This window comes from Lysobacter xanthus, assembly GCF_047159895.1.
The window spans coordinates 1-8,920 of sequence record NZ_BAAGAB020000089.1 but is presented as its reverse complement, the minus strand read 5'-3'; the positions used below and the strand labels follow the sequence as shown (position 1 = coordinate 8,920).

Genomic DNA, 8,920 nt, shown 5'->3' with positions numbered 1-8,920 from the left:
GGAAATCCTCGGTGCTCTGAACGAAAAAGGCCCCTGCCGGCGGAGAAAACCGGCAGGGGCCAGGGGGTCACGCGATGCGCTGAATCAGAACTTGTAGCTCACGCCCACGAGGTAGGTGCGGCCCCACTCGATGTACTCGAGCGGACGGTCCTTGGTGCCGGCATAGGTGCGGTAGGCCGAGTTGGTCAGGTTGTTCACCTGGAACAGGAGCGAGAGGCCCTTGAGCGAGGTGTCGTCGCCGAACGAGTAGCTGACCTGCGCGTCGGTGATGTTCTCGCCGACCACGTAGCGCAGCGTGCGGTTGCCCGCGAAGTTGCCGATCTCGCCGACGAAGTCGGAGCGACGACGCTGGTTGACGCGCGCCTCGAAGCCGTTCTTCTCGTAGTAGGCGGTGAAGTTGTAGACGCGGTCGGACAGGCCCGGCAGCGGAATCGGCTTGTTGCCGACGCTGCTCACGTTCGAATCGTCCGGCGGCACGGTGATGCTGCTGTCGTTGAACGTGGCGCTGGCGACAATGCCGAAGCCGTCGAGGGCCGGCGTCAGCATGTTCAGCGGCAGCGACGCGGTGAGCTCGAGGCCCTGCATCTTGCCGCCCTTGCCGTTGAACGGCGCGGTGAACGTGCCGGTCGTCTGCGGCGTCGTGCCGCCCGCGGGCACCACGTAGCCGTTCAGAAGGTCGGTGAAGTCGTAACCGTCGCGCTTCTGCGTGTAGATGTAGGTCGTCAGGTCCTTGTAGAAGTACGCCGCGGCCACGTAGGCCTTGGTGCCGAAGTACTTCTCGTAGGAGATGTCGAACGCGTTCGCCTTCCACGGATCCAGCTCGGGGTTGCCGCCGCCCGCGCCCGGCACCGCCGGCCGCTTGCTCTGGTCGACGCCGAAGTCACGCGAGGCGCGCAGCTCGTCGACGCGCGGACGCGCGACCTGCTTGGCCAGCGCGATGCGCACCGTCTGGTCGTCGGCGAGCGAGAACGCGAGGTTCATGCTCGGCAGCACGTCGGTGTACGTCTTGCCGCGCGTGTACGAGACGATCTTCTGGCCCGCGGGGCGCGAGTCGTCGTAGACGTTGCCGGTCGACGACTGGTCGACGTGCTGGACCTGCACGCCGATGTTGCCGCGGACCGGGACGCTACCCCACTGCGTGTCGATGTTCGCCTTGGCGAAGGTGGTGGTGATCTGCTCGTTCACCGTCCACGCCTTGGCGACGAGGTAGCCCGCGGCCGTCTCGCTCGGATTGAACGTCATGAAGCGGTTGACGACGCCGGGCACGTTCCAGGTCGGGATGAAACCGATGCCGGCGAAGCCGAGGTTGACCAGCCCGTACTGGAGGTCGCCCGGGATGGTGGTCGGGCCCTGCGCGCCAAGGTTGATGCTCGCCTCGGGCTGGTGCTTTTCCTTCTCGCGATCGGCGTAGTTGATGCCGACGTCGAAGTCGCGGATCCACTGCATCGCCTGCGGGCCCGGGATGTTCGCGGTCAGGCGGTAGTTCTTGAGCTCGTCGGAGACGCGCGGCACCTTGCCGTAACCCGACCCGTAGATCGTGTTGGTCACGAAGAGCTTGGCCGGGTCGTTGTAGTTGAGGCCCGGGCGGATCTGCGAGAAGCGGTCGCCGAAGATGCTCAGGTTCAGCGTGTCGAGCTGCGGCGCCGGCTGGAGCTGCAGGTTGTTCTCGAGGTTGAGCTCGTTGCGCTTGGCGCGCGACCAGCTGGCGTCCGCGACCAGCTTCACGCCGCCGATCTTGAACTCGTTCGCCCACCCGAAGGCGTCGATCTTGTCCTTGCGGTCGTTGTACATGCCGCGCACCAGCGGATACACGCCGCTGACGGTGCCGCCGGTGAACGTACCGTTGCCGTTGACCGTCGCGCCGGTGATGTTGAGGCCCGGGCTGTAGCCGCCGTTGTAGCCGCCGAGGTTCACCTCGAACTGGTTCGCGGTGTCTTCCTGGCGCGATTCGGAGTGCAGGACGTCGAGCGTGCTGCGCCAGAACTCGCTCGGCCGGTATTCGAACGTGCCCATCACGGCGTCACGCTTGATGTAGCCGGTGCGGCGCAGCGCCTTGATGCCGTCGGAGTAGTACGTGCCGGCGGCGACGCCCGGGCGCCAGCCCGTGCCGATCGACTGCCAGGGCTCGTACAGGCCGACCTGGTTCTCCTGGATCGGCGTGTCCGAATGCGAGTAGCCGAGCGAGATGCCGAAGGTGCGGTCGGCGAACTGGTCGATGTAGCTCGCGTTGAAGCGGTTACCGAACGCGTCCTGGTTGGACGCGGCGCCGAGCGAGTTGTGCTGGCCGCGCGCGCTCACCGCGATGACGCGGTCCTGGAAGTTGAGCGGACGCACCGTCTGCAGGTCGATGGTGCCCGACAGGCCCTGGCCGACGAGGCCGGCGTCCGGCGTCTTGTACACGGTGACGCCGCTGAGCAGCTCCGACGGGTACTGGTCGAACTCGACGCTGCGGTTGTCGCCCGTGCTGACCATCTCGCGGCCGTTGAGCAGCGTGGTCGAGAAGTCGGGGCCGAGGCCGCGGACGCTGATGACCTGCGCGCGACCGGCGACGCGCTGGGCGGCGAGGCCCGGCAGGCGCGCGATGGATTCGGCGATGCTGACGTCGGGCAGCTTGCCGATGTCTTCGGCCGAGACGGCCTCGACGATCGACGTGGCGTTCTTCTTGACGTCGATGGAGCGCTCGATGCCGCGGCGAATGCCCTTCACCACGACGCTGTCGAGCTGCTTGGCGTCGTCGCTGTCGCGCTTGGCGGTCTGCGCCTGCGCCTGCGCGCCGGTCGCGAGCATCATCGCGGCGGACGCGAGCGCGACGCTCAGTAGATTGCGTTTCAGATTCATCCCCTGGTACTCCCCGAACGAAGGTGTGCGATGGGGCCTGCGATCGCTCGCCACGTGGCCCGGCCGCTGCGGCGGCCTTTCCACCGAGCTGCGGCGATGGTAGAGGCCGGCCTCCCTGCACAAATCGCCCTGCAAACGTATTCATGCCCGGGCGCCGCCGCGCGACGGAACATGCGGGCTCCAGCCACGCGGTGGGGACGGCATGCGGACGAACCGGTTCAGGCGCGCGCTCGGTGTGCTCGTGCTCGCGGGCTGTGCGACCGCCGCCCCCGCGCGCACGCCGCCCGACTGGCGCGACCAGGTCGTCTACTTCCTGATGATCGACCGCTTCGACAACGGCGATCCCCGCAACGACGACCAGGGCGCGGGCGAATTCGACCCGCGCGACGGCGCACGCTACAGCGGTGGTGACCTCGCCGGCGTCACCCGTCGCCTCGACTACATCCGCGGTCTCGGCGCGACCGCCGTCTGGATCACGCCGCCGGTCGCGCACCAGTGGTGGAACCCGCGGGCGAACTACGGGGGCTACCACGGCTACTGGGCCGAGGACTTCTCGAAGGTCGACGCGCATTTCGGCACGCTCGCCGATTACCGCGCGCTCGCCGACGGCCTGCATGCACGTGGCATGCAGCTGGTGCAGGACATCGTGGTGAACCACGTGGCGGACCATTTCCGCTACGAGGCCGACCCGGGCCGCGATCCCGCGAACGGGTACATGCCGGTGCCGGACCCGCTCGGCCGCGCCGCGCCGACGCAGGCGCCGTTCGACCTCAACGATCCGCGCCGCGCGCGCGATCGCGCCGCCGGCATCTACCACTGGACGCCGGACATCGCCGACTACGCGGATCCGGTGCAGGAGAAGACCTGGCAGCTCGCCGGGCTCGACGACCTCGATACGGAGAACCCCGTGGTGCGGCGGGCGCTGCGCGCGTCCTACGGCGGCTGGATCCGCGACGTCGGCGTCGATGCGTTCCGCGTGGACACCGCCTACTACGTCCCGCGGGACTTCTTCGACGACTTCCTGAATTCGCCGGATGCCGCCGTACCCGGCGTGCTGCGCGTGGCGCGCGCTGCGGGCAAGCCCACGTTCCACCTGTTCGGCGAGGGATTCGGCCTCGACCGCGCCTTCGACGACACGCAGGCCCGCAAGATCGAGTCGTACGTGCGCGACCCGGACGGCCATGCGCTGCTGCCCGGCATGATCAACTTCCCGCTGTACGGCACCGCGCTCGACGTGTTCGCCCGCGGGCGGCCGACCGCCGAGCTCGCCGATCGCATCGAACGCATGATGCGCGTGCACGCCGCGCCGCAACTGATGCCGACGTTCGTCGACAACCACGACGTCGATCGCTTCCGCGCGGCGGGCAGCGCCGCGGCGCTGCGGCAGGCGCTGCTCATGCTGATGACGCTGCCGGGCATCCCGACGATCTACTACGGCACCGAGCAGGGCCTCGCGGGCCCGCGCGATGCCATGTTCGCCGGCGGCTACGGCTCGGGCGGGCGCGACCGCTTCGATCCGCGCAGCGCCGGCTACCGCGACCTGCAGCGCATGATCGCGCTGCGCCGTGGGCACCGGGTGCTCTCGCGCGGCGTGCCGACCCTGCTCGCGTCCAATGCCGCGGGGCCCGGCGCGGTCGCCTGGCGCATGGACCACGCGGGCGAAGCGGTGCTGGTGGCGTTCAACACCGCGGACCACCCGGTCCTGCTCGATGCGCTGGACGCGAAGATCGGCGCCCTCGCGCCCCTCTTCGCCCTCGACGGCGTGGCGCCCGCATGGAAGCCGGGCCGGCCGCTGGTGCTGCCGGCGCGCGCGGGCTACGTCTGGCGCATCGCATCGAAGGTGCTGCCCGCGCAGGCATCGCCGACGCTGCGCATCGATCCGCTGCGGCCCGCGCGCGACGACCGGCTCGCGATCGGCGGGCGCGGCCGCCCGGGTGCGGCTCTCCGGCTCGTCGTCGATGGCGACCTCGGGGCCGCCGCGACGGCGACGGCGGACGCGGCCGGTCGCTGGCGGGCGACGCTGCGCACCGACGACTTCGTCGACCCCGAAGTTCCCCACCGGCTCGTCGCCTTCGACGCGCACGCGAACGAGGCCTCGGCGCCGGTCGTTTTCCGTGCCGAGCGGGCGTGGCGCGAGGCCGGCGTGGTCGAGGATCCGGCCGGGGACGACACCGGGCCCGACGGTCGTTACCGCTATCCGGCCGATCCCGGCTGGACGATGAACCGTCCGGGCGACCTGCGCCGCGTGCGGGCGTCCACCAGCGGCGGCGCGTTGCAGCTCGACATCGGCCTCGCGCGGCTCACCCGCAGTTGGAATCCGGCCAATGGCTTCGACCACGTCGCGCTGACCGTCTACATCGAGGTGCCCGGCGCGGCCGGTGGCATCGCGACGATGCCGCTGCAGGATGCGACGCTCCCCGGCGGCATGCGCTGGCACCGGCGCCTGCGCATCGGCGGCTGGTCGAACCTGCTCACCTCCACCGACGGCGCCGATGCGCGGCACGAAGGCGCGCCGGTCACGCCGGGCGCGCGGCTTGCGGTGGACGAGGCCACCGCGACGCTGCGGCTGCGCCTGCCGGCGCGCGCGCTCGGCGCGCCGGCGTCGCTGCACGGCGCACGCCTCCACGTCACCACGTGGGACTACGACGGCGGCTACCGGCCGATCACGCCGGCCGGCGGGACGAACGCGTTCGGAGGCGCCGCGGCCGACGCACCCAAGGTGCTCGACGCGGCGACGCTGGTCCTGGACTGAAGCGGGGCCACGTCAGGGCGGGCCCAGCAGGAACACCAGCGCCCGGTCGACGCGCGCCTTCCATGCGGCCTCGTTGTGCTCGGCGCCCTCGAAGACGCGGCTCGTCCAGTCGCGGCCGCGACGGTAGCCGAGGGCCGGCATCGCCGCGTCCATCCGCTGCTGGAACGGCGCATACGCCGCGTCGAGCGTGCGCGTGCCGTGGTCGAACCACAGCCGGTGCAGGCCGGCCTTCGGCAGGTGCGTCGCGAACCAGTCGATCGCGATCCCGTCGCCCGCGGGCCAGTGCGTGGACACCGCACCGGCGCCGCCGAAGACGTCGGGGCGTTGCGCGACGGCATACAGCGAGGCGAGCCCGCCCATGCTCGAGCCCATCACGAACGTGTCGCGCGGGCCCGCCTTCGTGCGGTAGTGCGCGTCGACGAAGGGCTTGAGTTCCTCGGCGAGGAAGCGGACGTAGGCATCGGAACGCAGCTGCGTCGGGTCGATGCCCGCGCGCGGATGGATGCCGGGCCCAGCGGCGCAGCCGGCATGTATTCCTGGAACCGCAGCGGCGTGTTCCAGACGCCGACCACGATCGCCTCGCGCACGCGGTGCGCGCGCACCAGCCGCGCCATCGCGCCGTCCACGTCCCAGTCCACGCCGGTGTAGCTCAGCGCGGGATCGAACAGGTTCTGCCCGTCGTGCATGTAGACGACCGGATAGCGGCGCCTGGGGTCGCGGCCGTAGGAGGGCGGCAGCCAGACGTCGACGTCGCGCGCGGCCACATACCGCGACGGCCAGTCCTGCCAGCCTTCGGTGCGACCCGTCGCCGCGAGCGGTGGCGCGTGCACGGCGTAGGCCCAGCGCAGGAACACCGGCAGCATGCGGGCCCAGGCGGCCTGCTCGTGGCGGCCGCCGTCAAGTTCGTAGAGGGCGACGTCGCCGCGGGCCGACGGGTTCGCCGCGATGCGATAGCCGACCTCGCGCAGGCCTTTGAGCCCGCCGCCGCCGTCGATGAGCTCGCGCACGTCGTCGAGCGCGTCGTTGACGCCGTCGCCGTCGCGGTCGTCGGTCTCCTCGGCGGTACCGACCGCGAAGAAGAACCGCGCGCCGTTGCGCGGCGGCGTCGTGGCCACCATCGACTGCGCGATGCGGCTGCGCGTGATCGCTGCGGTGTCGCTGCGGTCGGTGGCGAGCCAGAGCGAGGGCGAGAACCCGCCGACGCGGGCGAAGACGTCCGGGTACTGCCATCCCATGTTGAAGGCCTGCGCGCCGCCGAGCGACCAGCCGAGCACGGCGCGCGCCTCGGGCGACGGCCGCACGGCGTAGCGCGACTCGACCAAGGGCACCAGCGTGCGCACGAGCCAGTCGGCGTAGGCCGGCGCGCGGCGCCCGACGTCGCCGTACTTCGTCGGCGCGACGATGGGGCTGCCGGCCGCGCGGTCGGAGAAGCCATAGGCGCCCATGCGGTCCGGCGGCGCGTCGATCGCCACGACCACGGGTGCGCGGATCGCACCCTCGGCCTCGAGCCGCGCCAGCGTGTCGACCAGTCCGACCGCTTCGGCGTCCTGTCCGTCGTCGAGGTACAGCGTCGAACAGCCCGGCGACGCACCCGCGCGGCAACGGGCAGGCACCAGCACCCTCACGCGCAGCGGCGTGGGCGAAACCCCGGGCGCCATCAGCTGCAGGGTGTCGACCCGCGGCGGCGCCGCATGCACCGCCGGCAGCACCGCGAGGAGCAGCGCGGCGCCAACGCGTCGCCGCCAATCACCGCGGGCTGTCGCGATGCGGTCCACAATGGCGACCATGGAATACGAACTGGTCATCAAGTTCTATCGCAAGTCGTTGGAGGACGAGGGCTTCCTCGCCGGGCTCGAGGCCGAGCTGGCCCCGGTGCTGGGCGCGACCGCCCGCACCGACGGGTACGACGTGCGGCCCAAGGACATCAACTTCTTCGTGCAGACGCAGGATCCGCGGGTGACGTTCCGCAAGATCAAGTCGGTGCTCGACGCCCACGGCATCGAGCGCGGGGTGTCGGCCGCGTACCGCCTCGCGGGCGGCGCGCAGTTCACCTCGGTGTATCCGCCGCGGCCGATGCGCAAGTTCAGCCTCGACTGATCGCAGCCGCCGCGGCGCTCACTTCAGCGCCTTCAGCCGGATCGCCTGCCCGCCGCCTGCGGCGAGGTGGAGCGCGAGCACCTCGCCGCGCCTGACGCGCCGCGTTTCCACCTTGAATGCGAACGGGTTCGTGCGGAAGTCGGCCCCGTCGCCGTCGCGGTAGATCTGCGCCTCGTACGCGCGGCCGGGATCGAGGAAGTCGAGCGGCAGCGTCAGTCGGCGCGCCGATTCGTCCGTCACCGCACCGACGAACCAGTCGTTCCCGCCGCGTGCCTTGCGGGCGATGGTCACGTAGTCGCCGGGCTCGCCATTGACCACGCGCGTGTCCTCCCAGTCGGTCGGCACGTCCTCGATGAAGCGCAGCGCATCGCGATGCTGCTCGTAGTGCTCGGGCAGGTCCGCCGCCATCTGCACCGGCGAGTAGATCACCACGTAGTTCGCCAGCTGCTTGGCCAGCGTGCTCTGGAACGGCTGGCCGCCGCGGCCCTTGAGGCTGACCACGCCCGGGGTGAAGTCCATCGGGCCGGCGAGCATCCGCGTGAACACGAGGTTCGCCTCGTGCTCGGGCGGATTGGGCGGATGCCCCCAGGCGTTGTATTCCATGCCGCGGGCGCCTTCGCGCGAGATCCAGTTCGGATAGGTGCGGCGCAGGCCGGTGTCCTTGACCGGCTCGTGGTCGACGATCGCGACCTTCCGCGTCGCCGCCTCGCGCACCACACGCAACTGGTGGTTCACGCGCCACTGGCCGTCGTGCCATTCGCGCAGCACCGGGCCGCCCGCGACGTCCTGCCGCTCGATCTGGCCGGCGTCGCAGACGTAGCCCGTCTTCACCACGTCGATGCCGAGGCGCGCGTCGAGGTCGAGCGCGGCCGGCAGCTGGCGCTCGTAGTGGCTCACCGCGCAACCGGTCTCGTGGTGGCCGATGAGGTGCACGCCCTTGGCGGCCGCGTATTTCGACAGCGCCTCGATGTCAAAGTCGGGCGTGGCCTTCGTGAAGTCGAAGCCCCAGCCGTTCGCGAACCAGTTGCCGTCCCAGCCGACGTTCCAGCCTTCCACGAGCACGCCGCGGAAGCCGTGCGCCGCAGCGAAGTCGATGTAGCGCTTCGTCTCCGCGGTGGTGGCGCCGTGCTTCGGCCCGGTGGCCCAGCTGTGGTCCTCGAGGTGCAGCGACCACCACACGCCCACGTACTTCGCGGGCTTGAACCAGCTCACGTCGCCGAGCGCATTGGGCTC

Annotated in this window: 6 protein-coding genes; 2 read left to right on the top strand and 4 right to left on the bottom strand. The window is 70.8% G+C overall.

The annotated features are described in order from the left end of the window. Positions 1–84 precede the first annotated feature (84 nt). Positions 85–2,838, bottom strand: a complete 2,754-nt coding sequence (locus ACY35P_RS14255; protein ID WP_462116500.1) for a TonB-dependent receptor — start codon at positions 2,836–2,838, stop codon at positions 85–87. A gap of 202 nt (positions 2,839–3,040) precedes the next feature. Here ACY35P_RS14255 and ACY35P_RS14250 point away from each other — a divergent pair, with 202 nt between their 5' ends. Then, complete coding sequence (locus ACY35P_RS14250; protein WP_462116499.1) at positions 3,041–5,590, top strand: alpha-amylase family glycosyl hydrolase; 2,550 nt, start codon at positions 3,041–3,043, stop codon at positions 5,588–5,590. Between the two features lie 12 nt (positions 5,591–5,602). Here the strand turns inward: ACY35P_RS14250 and ACY35P_RS14245 are convergent, their stop codons facing one another. Further along, entirely contained in the window at positions 5,603–6,061 is a 459-nt protein-coding gene (locus tag ACY35P_RS14245) for an alpha/beta hydrolase (protein ID WP_462116501.1), read from the bottom strand. Continuing rightward, positions 5,962–7,377 carry an alpha/beta hydrolase gene (locus ACY35P_RS14240; RefSeq protein WP_462116498.1) on the bottom strand — a complete coding sequence of 472 codons (1,416 nt, stop codon included), beginning with the start codon at positions 7,375–7,377 and terminating at the stop codon, positions 5,962–5,964. The genes ACY35P_RS14245 and ACY35P_RS14240 overlap by 100 nt, the downstream gene beginning before the upstream one ends. On the opposite strand from ACY35P_RS14240, the gene ACY35P_RS14235 reads away from it, so the two are divergent. Then, entirely contained in the window at positions 7,376–7,687 is a 312-nt protein-coding gene (locus tag ACY35P_RS14235; RefSeq protein ID WP_462116497.1) for a hypothetical protein, read from the top strand. The genes ACY35P_RS14240 and ACY35P_RS14235 overlap by 2 nt on opposite strands. 18 nt (positions 7,688–7,705) lie before the next feature. Here ACY35P_RS14235 and ACY35P_RS14230 read toward each other — a convergent pair. Beyond that, the coding region (locus tag ACY35P_RS14230; protein ID WP_462116496.1) for a glycoside hydrolase family 97 catalytic domain-containing protein at positions 7,706–8,920 on the bottom strand (1,215 nt) is incomplete at its 5' end.